This is a genomic window from Kitasatospora sp. NPDC059803, assembly GCF_042732255.1.
Lineage (GTDB): Bacteria > Actinomycetota > Actinomycetes > Streptomycetales > Streptomycetaceae > Kitasatospora.
The window spans coordinates 55,381-57,290 of the sequence record NZ_JBHWIJ010000014.1; the positions used below are offsets into that span (position 1 = coordinate 55,381).

Consider the following 1,910-nt stretch of genomic DNA (forward strand, 5'->3'; position numbering starts at 1 on the left):
ATCGTGCAAACGTTGGGCCAAAACGCTTTGTCAAAACAAGAAAACCAAACCCGGGACTTGTAAAACATCACCAACACCGTCTACCCCGCTTGGGGGGCCCGCCCTTACACCCCCTGCCCCGGCCCCAGCATCGTGTCCGCACCCCCGTTCGGGGGTGGTGGCGCGGGCGCGAGGCGGAGACCATGGGGGCCGACCCGCACGCGCCCACCCAGGAGTCAGAACGTGCCGACCACGCCGACCCCGCGCAGCTACGCCTCCGGCACCTCGGACGTGCCGCTGCTCGGCGACACCATCGGGGAGAACCTCGACCGCGCGGTGCGCGCCTTCCCCGCACGGGACGCCCTGGTCGACCGGGCCACCGCCCGCCGCTGGACGTACGCCGAACTCGCCGCCGACGTCGACGCGTTGGCCCTCGGCCTGCTCGACCTCGGCATCGCCAAGGGCGACCGGGTCGGCATCTGGGCGCCCAACTGTGCCGAGTGGACGCTCACCCAGTACGCCACCGCCAAGCTCGGCGCGATCCTGGTCACCATCAACCCGGCCTACCGCTCACACGAGTTGGCGTACGTGCTGAACCAGGCCGGGATCCGCCTGCTGGTCGCGGCCGAGCGCTTCAAGACCTCCGACTACGCCGGAATGATCGAGGAAGTACGGCCCCAGTGCCCGGAGTTGGAGCGGAGGGTGCTGATCGGCGGCCCCGACTGGGACACCCTGCTCGCCACCGGGCGCCGCGCCGACCCCGGCCTTCTCGCGCAGCGGCAGCGGGAGTTGACGCCGGACGACCCGATCAACATCCAGTACACCTCCGGGACCACCGGCTTCCCCAAGGGCGCGACCCTGTCCCACCACAACATCCTCAACAACGGCTACTTCGTCGGCGAACTGCTCAACTACACCGAGCAGGACCGGATCTGCGTCCCGGTGCCGTTCTACCACTGCTTCGGCATGGTGATGGCGAACCTCGCGGCCATCTCCCACGGCGCCTGCACGGTGATCCCCGCGCCCTCCTTCGACCCGGGCGCCACCCTGGCCGCCGTCGCCGCCGAGCGCTGCACCTCGCTGTACGGGGTGCCCACCATGTTCATCGCCGAACTCGCCGACCCCGACTTCGCGCGCCACGACCTCACCAGCCTGCGCACCGGCATCATGGCGGGCTCCCCCTGCCCGGCCGAGGTGATGAAGGACGTCATCGGCCGGATGGGCATGGCCGAGGTCGCCATCTGCTACGGCATGACCGAGACCTCGCCCGTCTCCACCCAGACCCGCGCCGACGACACGGTCGACCGCCGGGTCTCCACCGTCGGCCGGGTCGGCCCGCACCTGGAGGTCAAGGTCATCGACCCGGCCACCGGCCGGACCGTCCCGCGCGGCGAGCCCGGTGAACTCTGCACCCGCGGCTACTCCGTCATGCTCGGCTACTGGGGCGAGCCCGAGCGCACCGCCGAGGCCGTCGACGCCGCCCGCTGGATGCACACCGGCGACCTCGCCGTCATGGACCGGGACGGCTACCTCGCCATCACCGGCCGGATCAAGGACATGGTCATCCGCGGCGGCGAGAACCTCTACCCTCGCGAGATCGAGGAGTTCCTGTACACCCACCCCGACGTCCTCGACGTCCAGGTCGTCGGCGTGCCCGACGCCCGGTACGGCGAGGAGCTGATGGCGTGGATCCGCATGCGCGCGGGCGCCGAGCCGCTCACCGCCGACACCGTCCGCACCTACTGCGCCGGCCGGCTCGCCCACGTCAAGATCCCGCGGTACGTGCACGTGGTCGAGGAGTTCCCGATGACCGTCACCGGCAAGGTCCGCAAGGTCGAGATGCGCGCGGAGGCCGTGCGCCTGCTCGGCCTCTGACCTGACCCACCGCCGCCCGGTCCGAGCCCGTCCGCACACACCGAACGGCCCCGGGC

Annotated in this window: 1 protein-coding gene; it reads left to right on the plus strand. The window is 70.9% G+C overall.

Features of this window, described 5'->3' with window-relative positions:
* Positions 1-222: 222 nt before the first annotated feature.
* Complete coding sequence (locus ACFV6I_RS04180) at positions 223-1,854, plus strand: AMP-binding protein (RefSeq protein WP_380423521.1); 1,632 nt, start codon at positions 223-225, stop codon at positions 1,852-1,854.
* Positions 1,855-1,910: the final 56 nt, after the last annotated feature.